General features: G+C 74.4%; 16 protein-coding genes. 10 read left to right on the forward strand and 6 right to left on the reverse strand.

Features of this window, described 5'->3' with window-relative positions:
* Positions 1-265: 265 nt before the first annotated feature.
* From PH191_RS28435 to PH191_RS28455, 5 genes are all read left to right on the forward strand, one after another.
* Positions 266-3,460 carry a helix-turn-helix transcriptional regulator gene (locus PH191_RS28435; RefSeq protein WP_274197998.1) on the forward strand — a complete coding sequence of 1,065 codons (3,195 nt, stop codon included), beginning with the start codon at positions 266-268 and terminating at the stop codon, positions 3,458-3,460.
* A complete protein-coding gene (locus PH191_RS28440; protein ID WP_274197999.1) occupies positions 3,453-4,208 on the forward strand; it encodes a DUF5995 family protein in 756 nt (251 codons plus the stop codon). Before PH191_RS28435 ends, PH191_RS28440 begins: the two co-directional genes overlap by 8 nt.
* An 80-nt stretch (positions 4,209-4,288) precedes the next feature.
* Positions 4,289-5,158, forward strand: a complete 870-nt coding sequence (locus tag PH191_RS28445) for a pseudouridine synthase (protein WP_274198014.1) — start codon at positions 4,289-4,291, stop codon at positions 5,156-5,158.
* Positions 5,122-5,670: a 2'-5' RNA ligase family protein gene (locus PH191_RS28450; protein WP_274198000.1), complete on the forward strand. Its 549-nt coding sequence runs from the start codon at positions 5,122-5,124 to the stop codon at positions 5,668-5,670. The genes PH191_RS28445 and PH191_RS28450 overlap by 37 nt, the downstream gene beginning before the upstream one ends.
* 23 nt (positions 5,671-5,693) lie before the next feature.
* A complete protein-coding gene (locus PH191_RS28455; protein WP_420791861.1) occupies positions 5,694-6,752 on the forward strand; it encodes an NAD(P)H-dependent flavin oxidoreductase in 1,059 nt (352 codons plus the stop codon).
* Positions 6,753-6,830: 78 nt separating this feature from the next.
* Here PH191_RS28455 and PH191_RS28460 read toward each other — a convergent pair whose 3' ends face one another.
* Positions 6,831-6,986: a hypothetical protein gene (locus PH191_RS28460; RefSeq protein WP_274192176.1), complete on the reverse strand. Its 156-nt coding sequence runs from the start codon at positions 6,984-6,986 to the stop codon at positions 6,831-6,833.
* A 57-nt stretch (positions 6,987-7,043) separates the two neighbouring features.
* Here PH191_RS28460 and PH191_RS28465 point away from each other — a divergent pair, with 57 nt between their 5' ends.
* Positions 7,044-7,607 carry an NUDIX domain-containing protein gene (locus PH191_RS28465; protein WP_274198002.1) on the forward strand — a complete coding sequence of 188 codons (564 nt, stop codon included), beginning with the start codon at positions 7,044-7,046 and terminating at the stop codon, positions 7,605-7,607.
* 80 nt (positions 7,608-7,687) lie between these two features.
* Here the strand turns inward: PH191_RS28465 and PH191_RS28470 are convergent, their stop codons facing one another.
* A complete protein-coding gene (locus PH191_RS28470; RefSeq protein ID WP_274198003.1) occupies positions 7,688-8,509 on the reverse strand; it encodes a proprotein convertase P-domain-containing protein in 822 nt (273 codons plus the stop codon).
* Positions 8,510-8,729: 220 nt separating this feature from the next.
* Here PH191_RS28470 and icmF point away from each other — a divergent pair, with 220 nt between their 5' ends.
* On the forward strand, positions 8,730-11,963 hold the full coding sequence (gene icmF, locus PH191_RS28475) for a fused isobutyryl-CoA mutase/GTPase IcmF (RefSeq protein WP_274198004.1): 3,234 nt from the start codon (positions 8,730-8,732) through the stop codon (positions 11,961-11,963).
* A 77-nt stretch (positions 11,964-12,040) separates the two neighbouring features.
* Here the strand turns inward: icmF and PH191_RS28480 are convergent, their stop codons facing one another.
* A complete protein-coding gene (locus PH191_RS28480) occupies positions 12,041-12,670 on the reverse strand; it encodes an FMN-dependent NADH-azoreductase (RefSeq protein ID WP_274198005.1) in 630 nt (209 codons plus the stop codon).
* 103 nt (positions 12,671-12,773) lie between these two features.
* Here PH191_RS28480 and PH191_RS28485 point away from each other — a divergent pair, with 103 nt between their 5' ends.
* A complete protein-coding gene (locus tag PH191_RS28485) occupies positions 12,774-13,253 on the forward strand; it encodes a MarR family winged helix-turn-helix transcriptional regulator (RefSeq protein ID WP_274198006.1) in 480 nt (159 codons plus the stop codon).
* Here the strand turns inward: PH191_RS28485 and PH191_RS28490 are convergent.
* Positions 13,236-14,618 carry a wax ester/triacylglycerol synthase domain-containing protein gene (locus PH191_RS28490; RefSeq protein WP_274198007.1) on the reverse strand — a complete coding sequence of 461 codons (1,383 nt, stop codon included), beginning with the start codon at positions 14,616-14,618 and terminating at the stop codon, positions 13,236-13,238. The two genes, PH191_RS28485 and PH191_RS28490, sit on opposite strands and share 18 nt — an antisense overlap.
* A gap of 74 nt (positions 14,619-14,692) precedes the next feature.
* Between PH191_RS28490 and PH191_RS28495 the strand changes: the two genes are divergently transcribed.
* Positions 14,693-15,481: a helical backbone metal receptor gene (locus PH191_RS28495; RefSeq protein WP_274198008.1), complete on the forward strand. Its 789-nt coding sequence runs from the start codon at positions 14,693-14,695 to the stop codon at positions 15,479-15,481.
* Positions 15,482-15,487: 6 nt separating this feature from the next.
* On the opposite strand, the gene PH191_RS28500 is transcribed toward PH191_RS28495, so the two are convergent.
* Both PH191_RS28500 and PH191_RS28505 read right to left on the reverse strand, forming a co-directional pair.
* Positions 15,488-16,174, reverse strand: coding sequence for a hypothetical protein (locus tag PH191_RS28500; RefSeq protein ID WP_274198009.1), 687 nt, complete (start codon positions 16,172-16,174; stop codon positions 15,488-15,490).
* Between the two features lie 40 nt (positions 16,175-16,214).
* Entirely contained in the window at positions 16,215-16,976 is a 762-nt protein-coding gene (locus tag PH191_RS28505; protein ID WP_274198010.1) for an SDR family NAD(P)-dependent oxidoreductase, read from the reverse strand.
* 69 nt (positions 16,977-17,045) lie between these two features.
* Between PH191_RS28505 and PH191_RS28510 the strand changes: the two genes are divergently transcribed.
* The gene (locus tag PH191_RS28510) at positions 17,046-17,963 is read left to right on the forward strand and encodes an AEC family transporter (RefSeq protein ID WP_274198011.1); all 918 of its coding nucleotides are present in this window, start codon (positions 17,046-17,048) and stop codon (positions 17,961-17,963) included.
* Positions 17,964-17,988: the final 25 nt, after the last annotated feature.

Below are 17,988 nucleotides of genomic sequence, written 5' to 3' on the forward strand. Positions count from 1 at the left end.
ACGACGCGGAAAGGGGAGGCGGGTCGGCTGGGCGTCCCCCCGGGCGCCCGGCAACGACCCGCCTCCCCTTCCCGTCGCGCGCCCGGCCGGAGAGCACAGGGCGACCGCGAGGACGTCAGAGCGACCCCCGACGACCGTCGTCCCGCCCTCGTCGCCAAGACTCACCGATCTCCGTCGCCGGGCACATCAGCAGAAATGACTAGCCCGCCCGCACGGTGCCCATGCCGCTGGACGGCGTCCTGCCTGCCGCCTACCGTCAGTCGTCGTGCCAGGTCAGGGGGGTGTTCCCGGCGGCGCCGGGACGACGACGGCCGCGGCCGCCGACCCCTGGCGCGCGACCGACGCCGCCGCGCTGGCCCGCTCCTGGGACCGGGCGCGCGCCGGCAGCGCCCTCACCGTCGTGCTCACCGGCGACGCGGGCGCCGGCAAGACCCAGCTGGTGCGGGGCCTGGCGGCGCGCGCCGAGGACGACGGCGGCATCGTCATCACCGGCTCCGCCGTCGACGTCGGCGAGCAGCTGCCGCTCTGGCCCGTCGCCACGGGGCTGCGACGTCTCGCGCGGGCCGCCGACGACGCGCCGGACCGGGTGCTCGCCGCCCGCGCCGCCCTCGAGCCGTGGCGCGAGGAGCTGCGGCCCCTCCTCGACGGCGGGACGACGCCGGCGCCCTCGGGCGGGCAGCTGCTCGAGCTGGTCCGGCGGGTCCTCGTCGGACTCGCCGCCCGCGCGCCCGTCCTCCTCGTGATCGACGACCTGCACTGGGCCGACCGCACCACCCGCGAGCTCGTGGTGTCGCTCGTCGCCCACCTCTCCGACGAGCGAGTCCTGGTGGTCGCCACCGCCCGCTCCGACACCCTCGACGTCACCCACCCGCTGCGCCGGATGCTCCCCGAGCTCGCCCGCGACCGTGCCGTCCGCCTCATCGAGCTCTCGCCGCTGCCCCACGACGCCGTCGCGACGATCGTCCGCGACGACGGCGGCGACGCCGACCTCGCGGGCCTCGTCTGGCGCCGCTCGGGCGGCAACGCGTTCATCGTCGCCGAGACCCTCGCCGCCGTCGCCGAAGGCGCCGCCGACGGCCTCTCCCCCGGGCTACGCGGCCTGGTGCTCGGCCGTCTCGCCGGTCTCGGCCCGGTGGCGCAGCGCGTCGTGGCAGCGCTGTCCCTCGGTGAGGAGCCGGTGTCCCACCGACTGCTCGCCGAGGTGGTGCGCGCCGCGGACGAGGACGAGCTGCTCGCGGCGCTGCGCGAGTCGGCGGAGGCCGCGATGGTGGTCGTCGACCCGGACGTCGAGGGCTACGGGCTGCGCCACGGCCTCATGCGCGACGTCGTCGCCGCCGAACTGATGCCCGGGGAGCGGCGGAGCCTGCACCGGCGCTACGCGCTGGCGTTCGACGGGGTCGCCGGGAACGACCACGCCGCCCCGGACACCGCCGACCCCGCCGTGGCCCTGCGCCGCGCCCACCACTGGGCCCGCGCCGACGACCCCGAGCGCGCCCTGCCCGCCGTCGTGCACGCGGCGGAGCTCGCCGAGCAGATGCACGAGTTCGGCACCGCGCACCGCCAGTGGATGGCGGCGCTCGAGCTCTCCGACGCGCGCCGCGCGCCGGCCACCGTGGCGCGCGCCCACGCTCCGCGCGCCCTGCCGCCCGCCGATCACGAGGCCAACGCGCTGCTGCGCCACGCCGCGGACACCGCCCACCTGGCGGGCGAGTACGACGCCGCCGTCGACCTGCTGCGACGCCTCGTGCCCGACTCCGCGACCGTGGGGCGCACGGAGCTCCCGTCCGCGGTGCGGCTCGGGCGCACGCTGCTCGACGCGGGCCGGACGGGCGACGCGGTGCACGTCCTGCACGACGCGGGGCTCGCCGCGACCCGGATCGGCGACGACCCCGCCCTCTCGAGCGTCCACGCCGCGCACGCCGAGGCCCTGCTCGTCACCGGGGAGGTCCGGGGCGCCCAGCGGGAGGTCGAGCGGGCGCTGGAGGTGTCCCGCCGCCGCGGGGAGCAGCCCGAGCAGGCCCCGATGCTCGCCACCCTGGGCTTCGCCCTGGCCTACCTCGAGAGCCCCGACCGGGGGCTCGCCGCCGTCGCCGAGGGTCTGATGATCGCCGAGCGCACCGGCGACGGCGCCGCGGTGGGGCGCGCCTACCAGGCGTGGGCGGACCTGCTCTCCGGTCCGCTGGGCGAGCTGCACGAGGGCGTCGAGATCGCGCGGCAGGGCGTGGCGCGGATGCGCGACCTCGGCCTGGCCCGCTCGGCCGGGGTCCGCCTGCTGGCCACGACGGCCAACGGGCTGTTCCGGCTCGGGCGCTGGTCGGAGGCCTCCGACGCCGTCGACGAGGCCTGGGCGCTGAGCCCCACCGGCGCGGACGCCCTCGAGGTGCGTCTGGCCCGCTGCCGGCTGCAGGTCGGGCGCGGCGAGTTCGGGGCGGCCGACGAGGACCTGCGCGCGGTCGACCTCCTCGCCCTCGACGGCACCGGCGAGGACCCCGTCGCCGAGGACCCGGCGACCGACGACCCGACCCACTTCGTCGCCGACCCCGGCGACACCACCGAGCCCACACCGCTCGCGCCGCGCCGCGGCACCGTCGCGTCCCGGTACCGCGTCCCGCTGCTGACGCTGCGCTCCGGGGTCGAGATGTGGCGGGGCCGGCCGGACCTCGCCCGCGACCTCGTCGCCCGCGGGCTCGACGTCGCCGAGCACACCCCGGACGACGTCTTCCTCGTCGCCCCGCTGGTGTGGCACGGGCTGCGGGCCGAGGCCGAGGCGGTCGCGCACGGCATGGCCACCGACCGCGCGGCCCTCGACCGCCTCCAACGCCACGTCGCCCACCTCGAACGGCGGGTCCCGCACACGCTGCCCGCGCTGCGCCGCACGGTGCTCGCCTACGTCCGCATGTGCCACGCCGAGGCGGGGCGCGCCGCCGGGGCCTCCGACCCGCTGGCGTGGGCGCAGGTCGCGCAGGCGTGGAGCGCGCTCCTGCACCCCTACCCCGCGGCCTACGCGCTGCTGCGCCGCGCCGAGGCGCTGCTCGCCACCGGGGCACGGCGCGGCGAGGCCGCCCGCGCGCTGCGCACCGCTGCCGAGACCGCGACGGCGATGGGCGCGGCGCCGTTCCTCGACGAGATCGCGGGCCTCGCCCGCCGGGCGCGCCTCGACGTCGTGCACGCCGGCGACGCGGTGGTCACCACCCGCGACGACGGACCCGGGCCGGCGTCGCGACGAGCGCCGGAGCTGTCGTCGCTGACCTCGCGCGAGCACGAGGTCCTCGCCGTCCTCGCCGAAGGGCTGTCCAACCGGCAGATCGCCCAGCGCCTCTACATCAGCGAGCGCACGGTCGCCGTGCACGTCTCCCGGGTGCTCGCCAAGACCGACACCCGCTCGCGCACCCAGGCCGCCGCCCTGCTCCAGCGCGTCCGTGCCCGTCCCACCGGCTCCGATCGAGGTCCCCGTGCCTGACTCGCTCGACGAGAACAACCAGAAGCTCGAGCCGCTCGCCTCGCGGAGACCCGCCGACGTACCGGAGGTCATCGAGGTCCTCCGTGCGATCGCGACGACGGCCGCGGAGACGGAGGCCGGCCAGGGCGACGGCATCGCGTGCTTCAGCCGCCTGTACACCACGATCACGGAGGACGTGGTGAAGGAGTGGAGGGCGGGCGAGCTCTTCCGCTGCGGTCAGTTCATCCTCGAGCTCGACCTCACGTTCGCCCAGCGTTACCTCGACGCCCTGGACGCATGGCTGCACGGCCGCGAGACCCCCGCGTGCTGGCGCATCCTGTTCGAGCGCCGGCAGCAGGACCGCGCGGAGTGGCGCTTCGCGGTGGTCGGGGTCAACGCACACGTGAACTTCGATCTCGCGTTCGCCCTGTTGGACGTGTGGGAGGACCACCCCGACGACCCGCTCTCCACGGCGGACGAGCAGCGCGACGACTACCAGGCCATCAACACCATCTTCCGCAACAACATGGATCAGCTCTGCGAGGACAACGGAGCTCCGTGGACGCGATGGGGGAAGCTCCTCCGGGACGGCGGCATCGTCGACCGCATCGCCAACCGCGGCGGCGACATGCTCGTGCAGCGGACCCGGGAAGTGGCGTGGGACAAGGCCATCGAGTTGTGGCCCTCCCACGAGCGGGACGGGTATCGGGACGAGGCGAGCAGGGAGTTGGACGAGGACGCCGGGGACATCGCCGACCTCGTCATCTGATCGCCCGTAACCTCGGCCAGGTGCCCCGTCGCGACCCCCCGCTCCCCCAGCGCCACGGGCTCGACCCGGCGCGGGTGCGGATGCCCGACGAGGGGCCCTGGGCGACGCTGCGCGACCACCTCGTCGAGCGGCTCCCGGTGCCGCCCGCCCGGGTCGACGCAATGCTCGCCGAGGGGCGCATCGTCGACCACGACGGCCCGCTGGGTCCCACGACGCCGTTCGTGCCGCGGTCGGTGGTGTGGTTCCACCGCGATCTCCCCGACGAGGCGCCGGTGCCGTTCGACATCGACGTCGTGCACCGCGACGACGAGATCGTCGTCGTCGACAAGCCGCACTTCCTCGCCACGATCCCCCGCGGCCGCCACGTGCGCGAGACCGTGCTCGTCCGCCTCCGCGACCGGCTCGGGCTGCCGGCACTGAGCCCCGCGCACCGGCTGGACCGGGTGACCGCCGGGCTGCTGCTGCTCGTCGTCGACCCGTCGCGGCGCGGGACCTACCAGAACCTCTTCCGCGACCGGCGGGTCGCGAAGGCCTACGAGGCCGTCGCTCCGCACGACCCGGACGTCGACCTGCCGCGCGTCGTGCGGAGCCGGATCGTCAAGGAGCGGGGTGTCGTCACCGCGCAGGAGGTGCCGGGCGAGCCGAACGCCGAGACCCTGGTCGAGCTGCTCGACGCCCGGGAGGAACGGGCGCGCTACCTCCTGACGCCCCGCACCGGGCGCACCCACCAGCTGCGGGTGCACATGGCCTCGCTCGGCCTGCCGATCCTCGGGGACCCGTTCTATCCCGAGGTCCGCGACGTCCCGCTCGACGACTTCCGCGCGCCGCTGCAGCTGCTGGCGGGCGAACTGTCGTTCCCCGACCCGCGCACCGGCGAGATGCGCCACTTCACCAGCCGGCGCAGTCTGCAGGCATGGGACGACCCGCAGGGGTGGCGCACGGGACCGTGACCGACACCGATCCACTGATCGTCTCGGCCCTGCTCGACCCCGAGACGCAGGCCGAGCTCGACGCGCAGCGTCAACGCCTCTTCCCGTCGAAGCGCCTGGTCGTCGGCGCGCACCTGACGCTGTTCCACGCCCTGCCCGGCGAGCGCGCCGACGAGGTGGTCGCCGCGCTGGACGGACTCGCGGCCCGCCCGCCGATCGCCGGCCGGGTCCGGGCGCCGTTCGCGCTGGGGCGCGGCGTCGCCTATCGGATCGAGGCCCCCGGGCTCGACGCCGTGCACGCGGCGATCGCCCGGCGCTTCGCCGGCGACCTGACCCGCCAGGACAGCCGGCGCCCGCACCACCACGTCACGGTGCAGAACAAGGTCGACCCGGAGACCGCGAAGGCGACGCTCGCCGAGCTCGTCGCGTCGCACGCTCCCTACGCGGCGACGGTCACCGGCCTCGCGCTCTGGCGCTACCGCGGCGGGCCGTGGGAGCCGGTGCGCGAGTTCCCGTTCCGCGGCGAGGGCTGAGCCCTCCGCTCTTCTCGGGCACGATGCCGGACGTGCCGGATCTGCCTCGACTCGACGTCCCCGTGATCGCCGCGCCGATGGCCGGCGGCCCGTCCACCCCCGCCCTGGTCGCCGCGGTCGGCGACGCCGGTGGGCTGGGGTTCCTGGCGGGCGGCTACCTCAGCGCCGAGGCGTTCGACGAGCAACTCTCCTCCTGTGGCGGCCGCCCCCTGGCCGCCAACCTCTTCCTGCCCGCGGACCCCGACCCCGACCCGGACGGCCGTGCGACGGCGGTCGCCGCGTACGCCGACGAGCTGCGTGGCGAGGCCGAGCGCCGGGGCGTGGCGCTGGGCGAGCCCCGCACCGACGACGACGCCGTCGACGCGAAGATCGCGGTGCTGGCGAGGCATCGCCCGGCGGTGGTGTCGGTGACGTTCGCCCTGCCCTCGCCGGCGCGGTTCGCGGCGTTGCGGGACACGGGCGCGGCGTTGATGGCCACGGTGACGTCGGTGGACGAGGCCCGGGCGGCCGCGGCGCAGGGCTTCGACGCGCTGTGGGTGCAGGGCGCCGAGGCGGGTGGGCACCGGGGCGTCCACCACGACGCGGGCGGCGACCCCGAGGCCGGCGCCGCACCGCTCGCGCGCCTGCTCCCGGCGGTGCGCGCGGCGACGGACCTGCCGCTGGTCGCCGCGGGCGGGATCACCGACGGCGCCGGCGTGGCGCGGGTCCTCGCCGAGGGGGCGGTCGCCGCGGCGCTGGGCACCGGGTTCCTGTGCTGCCCCGAGGCCGGGACGTCGGCCACCCACCGTGCGGCACTGCTCGGCTGGTCGGGGAGCCGGTCCCGCGACACCGTGGTCACCCGGGCCTTCACGGGCCGGCCGGCGCGGGCGCTGGCCAACGCCTTCAGCGACGCACACTCGGCGGCGGCTCCCGCGGCCTATCCCGAGCTGCACCACCTGACCCGGCCCCTCCGGTCCGCCGCGTCGGCGGCCGGGGACCCCGACGGGCTGCACCTGTGGGCCGGAACAGGCTGGCGCACGGTCACCGAGGAGCCGGCGGGCGAGCTCGTCGCGCGCCTGGAGCGGGAACGGCGCGGGGCCTGAGGATCGGACGAGGGTCCGGAAACGACTGCGGCCCGTCCCCTGGGTGCGGGGACGGGCCACCGGGAAATCCGGGTCGAACTAGAAGTAGGTCTTGCGGCCACCCACGCCACGGCCGACCGCACCCAGGATCGTCAGCACGAGACCGACGACCGCGAGGATCGCGCCGATCGTGTAGAGGATCGAGATGCCGGTGACGGCCCCGATGATGATGAGGATGACGCCGAGAATGATCAATTTTTCTCCTTGGTGGTGCAGTGATCAAGCCTTGGGGACAGCCAGTTACCCGGCCACATGAACGAGGACACTCCGCAACCGGACCATTCCTGGATCGTCCATTCGCGTCACACCGTCTACGCCGGACGTACACTGCGTGTGCAAGTGGAGGACGTTACTGCGCCGGCTGGGGACCGATTCCGGCAGGATCGGGTAATAGTTCCCGCTGCGGCGGTTGCGCTCGTGCTCGACGAGGAGGACCGGCTCCTCGTCCTCCGCACGCACCGTCACGTGGTCGACCAGGACGGGTGGGAGCTCCCCGGCGGCGTCGTCGATCCGGGTGAGGATCCCATGACGGCGGCCTCGCGGGAAGCCGCCGAGGAGACCGGGTGGCGGCCCAGCGGTCCGGGACGCACGCTCCTCGCGTTCGAGCCCCTGCCCGGCACCGCGGTCGCGCCGATGTCGGTGCACCTCTGGACCGGCGCCGTGCCCGGTGACGTCCCGCTCGACCCCCTCGAGCCGGGCCGGGCGCGCTGGATCCCGTTCGCCGAGGCCGTGCGCCTCACCCTGGCCGGCGAGATGCTCGGTGCCGGCTCGCTCGTCGGTGTCCTCGCCCTGCAGGCCGAGCGCACGGCGACCTGAGCCGGCTCCCGTGATCGGAGCGAAGGACGCCCTCGCTGCCCTGGAGGCAGCGAGGGCGTCCTTCGGTCCTCGACGCGGGGTCAGTCGCTCTGGACGGTCAGGCCCCAGCCGGTGAGCGTGCCCTGGTCGATGCCGACCCCGTCGACGACCTGCAGGCGCCACTCCCCGCCGGCGGCCTGGCCCACGAGCGGCGCGAGCGGGCTGCCCGGCATCGCGCTGTCGAGGTTCACGGCGAGGTTCGGGTCGGCGCGGGTGCAGGACGTCGGGTTCGCGACCTCGACCCGTGTGCCCTGGGGAGAGATCAGGGTGACCGTGAGGTCGCAGGAGTAGGGGTGCGTGATCGTCGCCTCGACGTGCACGTTCTGCACCGCACCGGAGCCGTCGAGGGTGATCCCGCTGGTGACGCCCGCGGGGTCGGCGTCGGGGATCGCGACCGCCCCCGACGACACCCCGATCATCGTGCCGCCGCCGGAGAGCAGCACGACGGCGCCGACGATGCCGGCGACGACCACGAGCGCGATCCCGCCGAGCAGCCAGCCGATCCAGCCGCGCTTCCGGGGTGCGGGCGGCGGGCCGTAGCCCGTGCCGGGCATCCCGCCGGTCGGCGGCCGGCCGGGCGGGCCGTAGCCGGGCTGACCGTAGCCGGACTGGTCGTAGCCGGGCGGGCCGTAGCCGGGCGGGCCGTAGCCGGGCGGCGGGTAGCCGCCGGCCTGCCAGCCGGGAGCAGGCTGGCCCCACCCCTGGTCGTGACCCGGCGGTACGGAGCCGGGCGGGTACGCCGGCGCTCGACCGACCGCGGTGTCCTGAGCCGACTCCGGGACCTGACCGACCACCTGGGTCGGACGCGACGAGGGGTCGCCCTCGGGGGCGGAGGAGCCGAAGGGCGGGACGGTGGTGCTCATGACGGTCTCCCGGGGAGGGCAGGGTGCGGGGGGCGCCCTGGGGGTGAGCCCGGGGGCACGTGGCACGCACAGTAATCAGAATCGCTTCGCTTCGACCTCTACTTCACTCGGTCGGCACAGCGTCAGCTTCGCTCCGTGAGTGACGCGAGTCGCTCGACGGCAAACACTTTGACGTCCTACTATTTGGGTCGAGGCCCGCCGACCCGTACTGCGAGGAACGATGACGGACGAGCTGTACGTCCCGACCCACCCGATCCGCTTCGTCACCGCGGCGAGCCTGTTCGACGGGCACGACGCGGCGATCAACATCATGCGGCGGATCCTGCAGCGGCAGGGCGCCGAGGTGATCCACCTCGGGCACAACCGCTCGGTCGACGAGGTGGTCACCGCCGCGATCCAGGAGGACGCACACGGCGTCGCCATCAGCTCGTACCAGGGCGGGCACGTCGAATACTTCAGCTACCTCGTCGACCTGCTGCGCGAGCGCGGCGCGGGGCACGTGAAGGTCTACGGCGGCGGCGGGGGCGTCATCGTCCAGGACGAGATCGACCGCCTGCACGCCCACGGCGTCGAGCACATCTTCTCCCCCACCGACGGCCAGCGCCTGGGCCTGCCGGGGATGATCAACACGATGATCCGGACCTGCGACGTCGACCTCGGCGCGCAGCCCCCGTCCAGCTGGGACGGTGTCTTCGCCGGCGAGCCGGCCACGCTCGCGCGGGCCCTCTCGGTGGCCGAGGCCGGGCAGCTGCCCGACGAGATCCGCGAGCGCGCCGCCTCGACGCTCGAGGGCCGGTCCGTCCCGGTGCTCGGCATCACCGGCACGGGCGGCTCGGGCAAGTCGTCGCTGACCGACGAGCTCGTGCGCCGCTTCCGCCTCGACCAGGAGGACAAGCTCCGGATCGCGGTGCTCGCGGTCGACCCGACGCGCCGCAAGGGCGGGGGCGCGCTGCTCGGCGACCGCATCCGCATGAACTCCCTCGGCGGGCCGCAGGTCTACTTCCGCTCGATGGCCTCGCGGGGCGGCGGCGGCACGCTGCCGGAGCACCTCGCCGACGCGATCGCGCTGCTGCGCGCCTCGGGGGTCGACCTCGTCGTCGTCGAGACCCCCGGCATCGGCCAGGGCGACGCCGGGATCGTCGACCACGTCGACGCGTCGCTGTACGTCATGACGCCCGAGTTCGGGGCCGCGTCGCAGCTCGAGAAGATCGACATGCTGGACTTCGCCGACGTCGTGGCGATCAACAAGTTCGAGCGCCGCGGCGCCGACGACGCCCGCCGCGACGTCGCCCGCCAGCTCGTCCGCAACCGCGACGCGTTCGGCTCCTCGTGGGAGGACATGCCGGTCTACGGCACCAGCGCCGCGACCTTCCACGACGACGGCGTCACCGCGCTCTACGGGCACCTGCGCTCGATGCTCGCAGGGCTCGGCCTCTCGGTGGGCGACGGGCGCCTGACGATCCCCGACACGAAGACGTCGACCGACTACGCCGCCTCCATCCCGCCCGAGCGCGCGCGCTACCTCGCCGACATCGCCGGCACGGTGCGCGACTACCACCGCGGGACCGAGTCGATGGTCGCGGCCGCGCAGAAGCGCCAGGCGCTGCGGCGGGCCACCGAGGCCCTCGGCGACCGCGACGCCGGCGCGCTCCCGGACGCGCTCGCCGAGGCGGAGCGCGACCTGCCGGGTGAGGCCGCGGCGCTGCTGGACGCCTGGCCCGCGACGGTCGAGGCCTACGCCGGCGACGAGATGGTCGTCCACGTGCGCGACAAGGAGCTGCGCACGCAGCTGACCCGCGAGACGCTCTCGGGCAACAAGGTCAACCGCGTCTCGCTGCCGCCCTACACCGCCGACGAGGAGATCCTGCGCTTCCTGCGGCGGGAGAACCTGCCGGGGTACTTCCCGTTCACCGCCGGGGTGTTCGCGTTCAAGCGCGAGGGCGAGGACCCGGCCCGCATGTTCGCCGGCGAGGGCGACGCGTTCCGCACCAACCGCCGGTTCCACTACCTCTCGCAGGACTCGCCGGCCAAGCGCCTGTCGACCGCGTTCGACTCGGTGACGCTCTACGGCCACGACCCGGCGACCCCGCCCGACGTCTACGGCAAGGTCGGCACCTCCGGGGTGTCGATCGCGTCGCTCGACGACATGAAGGTGCTCTACTCCGGGTTCGACCTGACCTCGCCGACCACCTCGGTGTCGATGACGATCAACGGCCCGGCGCCGGCGATCCTCGCCTTCTACCTCAACACCGCGGTGGACCAGCAGGTCGACGCGTTCACCGAGCGGGAGGGCCGCGAGCCGTCGGAGGACGAACGCGCCGAGCTCGCCGCCCACGCGTTCCAGAACGTCCGCGGCACGGTGCAGGCCGACATCCTCAAGGAGGACCAGGGCCAGAACACCTGCATCTTCTCCACCGAGTTCTCGCTGCGGATGATGGCCGACATCCAGCAGTGGTTCATCGAGAACAAGGTCCGCAACTTCTACTCGGTGTCGATCTCCGGCTACCACATCGCCGAGGCCGGGGCGAACCCCATCAGCCAGCTCGCCTTCACGCTGGCGAACGGCTTCACCTACGTCGAGTCCTATCTCGCGCGCGGGATGGACATCGACGACTTCGCCCCGAACCTGTCGTTCTTCTTCTCGAACGGCATGGACGCGGAGTACTCCGTGATCGGCCGCGTCGCCCGGCGCATCTGGGCCGTCGCGATGCGGGAGCGCTACGGCGCCAGCGAGCGCAGCCAGAAGCTGAAGTACCACGTGCAGACCTCGGGGCGGTCGCTGCACGCGCAGGAGATGAACTTCAACGACATCCGCACGACGCTCCAGGCGCTGTGCGCGCTCTACGACAACGCGAACTCCCTGCACACCAACGCCTACGACGAGGCGGTCACCACCCCGTCGCAGGAGTCGGTGCGCCGCGCGCTGGCCATCCAGCTGATCATCAACCGCGAGTGGGGCCTGTCGATGAACGAGAACCCGCTGCAGGGTTCGTTCGTCATCGACGAGCTGACCGACCTCGTCGAGGAGGCGGTGCTCGAGGAGTTCGACTCGATCGCCGAGCGCGGCGGCGTCCTGGGCGCCATGGAGACCGGCTACCAGCGCGGCAAGATCCAGGACGAGTCGATGCTCTACGAGTCGCGCAAGCACGACGGCACGCTGCCGCTGGTCGGAGTCAACACCTTCCTGCCCCCCGAGGACGCCGAGCAGGAGGCGCCGGAGCTCGAGCTCTCCCGCGGCACCGAGGAGGAGAAGAACTCGCAGCTGCAGCGCGTCGAGGACTTCCAGGCCCGGAATGCCGACGCCGCCCCCGAGGCGCTGCGCCGGCTCCAGGACGCGGCCACCTCGGGTGGCAACGTCTTCGCCGAGCTCGTCTCCGCGGCCCGCGTCTGCACCCTGGGCCAGCTCACCGACGCGTTCTTCGAGGTGGGCGGGCAGTACCGCCGCTCGATGTAGGCCGGTGCGCTCCGCGCATGTGAGCACTTCGGAGTGCTGGAGCACTCCGAAGTGCTCACATGCGGCGGAGCCGCACCTCAGGACGCCACGAGCCACGTCCCCGCGGTCTCGTGGGCCTGGGCGCGCACGCGGGCGGCCAGGGGGCGCAGCTCGGCCATCGCCGGCACGGTGTCGGCGAGGGTCAGCTCGGCCTCGATCACCGTGACGTCGCCGCCCCACACGTCGCCGAGGATCCGGACCAGCCAGCCGGTGCCGTGGTCCCAGCCCTCGCGCGGGGTGCCGGGCCCGTAGCCGCCGCCCCGCGAGACCACCAGGGCGACGGGACGCCCGGCGAGCGGCTGGTTCCCGGGCGCGAAGCGCGGGTCGGTGATGAGCACGTCCACCCACGTCTTGAGGTGGGCGGCGATGCCGAAGTTGTAGAGCGGCGAGCCGATGACGAGCGCGTCGGCGGCGACGACCTCGTCGGCCAGCTCGCCCACCAGGGCGATCGCCGCGCGCTGCTCGGGCGTGCGCTCGGCCTCCGGCGTCGCGCCGGCACCCATGGCCGCCGTCCACAGGTCGGCGGGCAGGGGCTCGCGGCCGACGTCGCGCCGGACGACCGTCCTGCCCGGGTGCTGCTCGAGCCACGTCTGCTCGACGGTGTCGGCCACCTCGCGGCTCACCGAGCCCTCGGTGCGGATGCTGCTGTCCAGGCGGAACAAGGACATGGGGAACGACCTCCCGATCGTGGCGACGTGCTGTCTCCTAGATGTTCTGCTCGACAGACCATCGTGTCAACAGAAGGGTGGTGAGATCGCGTATCGTGAGATCGTGGCCACTCCGCAGCGCGTCGAGTCCGACCTCGGCTGGGCGCTCGGCCGCGTCGCGCGCGCTCACCTGCGGGTGGCCCAGGAGCAGGTCGCGGGCCTGCCCGGTGGCCCGCGCGGCTACCAGGTGCTCGTGGCGGCGGCCCGCGAGGAATCGAGCACCCAGCTCGCGCTGGCCCAGAAGCTGGGCGTCGACCGCACGGTGATGACCTACCTGATCGACGAGCTGCAGGCCGCGGGCCTCGTCGAGCGCCGGCCCGACCCGGCCGACCGCCGCGCCCGTCGCGTGGTGCTCACCGAGACCGGGGGCGCGCGCCTGTGCGACCTCGAGCGCCGGCTGCGCGAGGCCGAGCAGCACGTCCTGGCCCCGTTGACGCCCGAGGAGCAGGACGTCCTGCGCGCCCTCCTGCAACGGGTGGCCGAGGTGGACCCGGACACCGCGTCGGCCTGCGAGGTCGCCCGCGACCTAGGCCAGGAGTGCTGAGAGCTCCCCGTCGAGCGCGGCCAGGAAGCGGTCCACGCCCTCGGCGCCGCCCAGCACGGCGTCGTCCGCCGCGATCCCGAGTCGCACGCGCCCGGCGTAGCTCAGGATGCTCACGCCCAGCGCGAGCTGTCCGGAGCACGGCACCCAGAACAGCAGGTCGCGCACCCGCGTCCCGGCGATCTCGAGCTCCCGGACGGGCCCGGGCACGTTCGTGATGATGAGGCTCGCGGCCTCGGCGTAGCGGCGCACGAGGCCCTGGGTCCAGGCCGCCCGGCCGTGGCCCGCCGTGGCGATGCCGATGAAGGTCGCCAGCGCCTGGTTGGTCCGCTTGATCGACGACATCACCCGGTGCACGCGCTCCACGCGGCGGCCCGGGTCCGGCTCGTCGGTGGGGATCGTCGGGAGCACGAGGCCGAACTCGTTGCCCAACCAGTGCGACACCGGGCGGTCGAGGCGGCGCAGGTTGGTCGGCATCACCGCGCGCAGGCGGGGGCTGTCGCCGCCCAGGTACTCCCGCAGCGCGCCCGCGATCGCCGCGCACAGCACGTCGTTGACGCTCGCCCCGTGCTCCTTGCCGACGGCCTTGACCGCGTCGAGGTCGACGGCCCGGGTCCAGCGCGCGGACTTCGCGGTGCCCAGCTCGCCCTGCAGCGCGGTCGCGGCCTCGGCGGGCGGCCGGACGATGAGCGCGGTCGAGTGCCCGATCGCGCTGCCCGTCGCAGCGAGCTCCTCGCGACCCTCCGGGCTCGGCCAGCGTGCGACCGTGCGCCCCAGCCGCGAGAGCCGCTGCGGGAGCTCCCGCCGGACGAGACGGACGTCGCGGATCCCGCGCCGGCGCTTCGGGGGCGCGGCGTAGGCCACCGGGGTGCCCTCGTCGGTGCCGGGCGGCTCGTCGGCGAGTGCGTGGAAGAGGTGGTTGAGCGCGACGCCGTCGGCGAGCCCGTGGTGGATGCTCACGAGCACGGCGGAGCCGTCCTCGCCCGCGCCCTCCGCCCCGCGGTAGCCGCTGACCACGTGGATCGCCCACCAGGGCCGGTCGGTCGGCAGCGGGCGCGACATCAGGGTGCCGACGTGCTCGGCCAGCGCGGCGTCGTCACCGGGTGCGGCGAGGGTCACCGTGTCGATGTGCGCGGCGAGGTCGGGCTCGTCGTCGACCCACCGGACCGGACCGAGACCGCCGGCGGGCCAGATCGGCCGCTGCCGGAAGCCCGGGTAGACCGCGACCCACCGTTGCGCCACCCGCTCGCGCACCGTCGCGACGTCCACCGGTCCGTCGCAGAACAGCACCCCGTGCACGACCATCCGGTTGGTCGGCTGCTCGAGCTGCAGCCACGCGGTGTCGATGCCCGACGCCCAACGGTCCACGACGAGTGCCTCCGGTCACGGGGAAGATGGCGGTACCGACGGTATCGGATGACTTCGGGTGGCACCCTGGGGGCATGGACGTCGTCGACGATCAAGACCGCCGTGTCGCGCTCCCCGATGCCGTCGACCGGGTGGTCAGCCTCGTCCCCTCGCTCACCGAGGCGCTCGCCGTGACCGCGCCGGGCCTCCTGGTGGGCGCGACCGACTGGTGCACCCATCCCGACGACCTCGACGAGCACGGGGTCACCCGCGTGCGGGGCACGAAGAACCCCGACATCGAGACGATCGTCGCGCTGCGCCCCGACCTCGTGCTGGCCAACGCCGAGGAGAACAAGCCCGAGGAGCTCGACAAGCTCCGCGAGGCCGGCCTCGCCGTGTACGTCACCGACATCCGGACGGTCGACGGCGCGCTGCGCTCGCTGGAGCGGATGCTCGCCGCGTGCGGCCTCGAACGCCCGGCGTGGATCGACGGCGCGCGGGTCGCCTGGGACACCCTGCCGCTGCCCGACGGGCCGCGCCACGCCGTGGTGCCGATCTGGCGCAAGCCCTGGATGGCGGTCGGTTCGGACACGTTCACCGGCGCCGTGCTCGCCCGTCTCGGCATCGAGAACGTGCTCGGCGACAGCCCCGAGCGCTACCCGCGGTTCGACCCGGCGGACCTGCCGGCGCACGACCTCGTCGTGCTGCCCGACGAGCCGTACCGCTTCACCGCCGACGACGGGCCCGAGGCGTTCGCGGCCCCGTCCGCGCTGGTCAGCGGGCGGTTGCTCACCTGGTACGGGCCGAGCCTGCTCGAGGCCGCCCGGGTGCTGCCGGCCGCGCTGGCCGCCGCGGAGACGACGGGGGCGGGCGCGGCGTCGTAACCCGCCTCAGGACGAGGACGCCATCCGGCGGACCTCGTCGTGGGAGCCCTCGATCTCGATGCGCGCGAGCGCCCCGGCGAGGCGGCCGACCTTCTCGGCGCCGCCGCCGTAGCGGGCGAGGTCGTCGGCGGACTCCCCCATCCCGAGGGCCGACGCCGCCCGCAGGGCCCGGTCGTCGGCGAACGGGGAGACCTCGTCCCAGAGCACCTGCACCTCGCGCAGGAAGACGTCCGCGACGGAGTCGTCCACACCGGGCAGATCGGTGAGCAGCGCGCGCTCCCGGCCGGGGTCCTGCCCGGCCTCCTCGCGCAGGCGGCGCAGGTCGCCGTCCCAGGTGTCGCGGACGGCCACCGCGAGCGCCCGCAGCGTCCCGGCGTCGCCGGAGGCGCTGTCGTCGCCGTCGGCGTGGTCGTCGCCCTCGACGGCCGCGCCGAGCTCCTTGGCGACGTCCTGCTCGTCCGCGTCCGCGAGGTCGGCGGCGGTGTGCCACCGGTTGGTCACCTCGTGGGCGGCCCGGGCCACCTCCGCGGTCTCGCCGCGCGGCGCCACGAGGACGGCGGTGACCAGCAGGTCGAACAGCCCCGCGGGGTTGTTCGTCCGTCGGAGACCGATCTCCTCGGCGAACCCCCGGCCCTCGCGCTCGAGCACCGCCCGGGCGATCTGCTTCTGCTCCTCGTCGAGCGTGTCGTCCATGGCCAGGGAGGTACCCGGCGCGGGAGCCGCGGCGAACCCGTCAGGTCTGGGTGACGCCGCCGTCGACCGTGATCGTGGTGCCCGTGACGTAGGACCCCGCGTCGGAGACGAGGAAGACCAGGGCCGCGGCGAGCTCCTGCGGATCCCCGATCCGCCCGGCGAGGACGCGCGGCATCATCTTCTCGAGGTAGCCCTCGGCGTAGCTGTCGGTCATCTCGGAGGTGAAGAAGCCGGGCGCGAGGGCGTTGACGCGGATGCCCTTGCGCGGGGTCCACTGCTGGGCCAGGTCGCGGGTGAGGCCGATCAGCCCGGCCTTCGACGCGGAGTACGCGGCCTGCGGGAGCCCGGCGGTGGTGAGCGCGAGGATGCTGGAGACGTTGACGATGCTGCTGCCGGGCTGCATCACCGCGCCGGCGGCCTGCGCCATCCAGTAGCAGCCGTTGAGGTTGACGTCGATGACCTCGCGGAACTGCTCCGGGGTCTCCTTCGTCGCGGGGTACGCGGTGCCGATGCCGGCGTTGTTGACCAGGATGTCGACCCGCCCGAACTCGCTCATCCCGGCGTCCACCAGCGCGCGGCAGTCCTCGGGCTTGGCGACGTCCGTGCCCACGGCGACCACGCGGCGACCGAGCGCCTCGACGGCCTTGCGCGTGTCCTCCAGCTTCTCGGTGCGCCGGGCGCCGAGCACGACGTCGGCGCCCGCCTCGGCGAGCGCGGTGGCGAAGACCGCCCCCAGCCCGGAGGAGGCGCCGGTGATCACGGCGACGCGGTCGTCGAGTCGGAAGCGATCGAGGATGCCCATGGTCACAGGACCGTAGGGCACGTTCTCCCGGCGGCGCAGCGCTCTTACCCTCGGGCGCGTGGTCGTCGCGTGAGCGGGGTGCTGGAGGGCTTCCTCGTCATCACCGTGATCGTGGCCGTCGGGCTGCTCGTCGGTCGGCTCGGGCTGCTGCCGGACTCGGCCACCGAGACGCTCTCGCGCACGGCGTTCTTCGTCGCCACCCCGGCGCTGCTCTACGTCACGCTCCTGCGCGCCGACGTGGCGCGGGTGCTCTCGACGGGTCTGGTGGTCACCGCGCTCGCCGCGCTGACGGTGTGCGCGCTCTACGTGCCGGTCGGGATGCTGCGACGCAGGCCGCGCGGCGAGACCGTGGTCGGGTCGATGGCCAGCGGCTACCTCAACGCCGGCAACCTCGGGCTCCCGATCGCGACCTACGCGCTGGGCAGCGCCGCCGAGATCGCGCCGTCGCTGATCTTCCAGCTCGCCGTGCTGACGCCGACGTACACGACGCTGCTCGACGTCGTCGCCACCCGTCGCCGGGGTGAGCGGCCCGGGATCGCGGGGTCGCTGCTGGCGCCGCTGCGCAACCCGCTGCTGCTGGCCACGGCCGCCGGCCTCGGCTGCAACCTCGCCGGTCTCCGGCCGCCCGAGGGGCTGCTCGCGCCGGTCGAGCTGCTGGCCGACCTCGCGGTGCCGGCGATGCTGCTGGCGTTCGGCCTGTCGCTGGCGCACGCCCAGCGGCCGGGTCGCGACGACGACGTCGTGTGCCTGTCCGCGGTGATCGTGCTCAAGAACCTCGTGCACCCGGTGCTGGCGTGGGCGATCGGGTCGGCGTTCGGGCTGAGCGGCCCGGCGCTCCTCGCCGTCGTCGTCAGCGCCGCCCTCCCGACCGCGCAGAACGTCTTCGGCTACGCCGTGCGCTTCGAGACCGGCGTGGCGCTGGCCCGCGACGCCGCACTGCTCACGACGTTCCTGAGCGTGCCGGTCCTGCTCGTGGTGGCGCTCTAGTAACCCGTGAGTGAAGTTCCCGGCT

Source organism: Actinomycetospora callitridis, from assembly GCF_028737265.1.
GTDB classification, from domain to species: domain Bacteria; phylum Actinomycetota; class Actinomycetes; order Mycobacteriales; family Pseudonocardiaceae; genus Actinomycetospora; species Actinomycetospora callitridis.